At 66.4% G+C, this 491-nt stretch carries 1 protein-coding gene; it reads left to right on the forward strand.

The window, feature by feature from the left end; genetic code table 11:
• Positions 1–491: RICIN domain-containing protein (locus tag ACLQ27_RS32155; protein WP_425870261.1), on the forward strand; the 491-nt coding region annotated here is incomplete at both ends.

Consider the following 491-nt stretch of genomic DNA (forward strand, 5'->3'; position numbering starts at 1 on the left):
CCCGCGTCAGCGGCGACTGTCGACACCAGCGCGTGGTACGTGTTGGTGAACCGCAACAGCGGCAAGGCTGTGGACGTGTACAACCTGGCCACGAACGACGGTGCGCGGATCACGCAGTGGACGCGTAACAACGGGAACCAGCAGCAGTGGCAGTTCGTGGACTCCGGAGGTGGTTACTACCGGGTCAAGTCGCGGTTGTCGGGCAAGGTGCTGGACGTCTCCGGCCGCTCGACCGCCAACGGCGGGGCGATCGTGCAGTGGTCCGACAACAACGGCACCAACCAGCAGTTCCGGTTGGCCGACTCGGACAGCGGCTATGTGCGGTTGATCAACCGCAACAGCAACAAGGCGATGGAGGTGCAGGGCGCGTCGACCGCCGATGGTGGCAACATCGTGCAGTACGACGACTGGAACGGCACCAACCAGCAGTGGCAGCTCGTGCGCGTCGACGGCGGGGGCAACCCGACCACGCCGCCGCCCACCACGCCGCC

Source organism: Micromonospora sp. DT63 (assembly GCF_049841615.1).
GTDB lineage: Bacteria > Actinomycetota > Actinomycetes > Mycobacteriales > Micromonosporaceae > Micromonospora.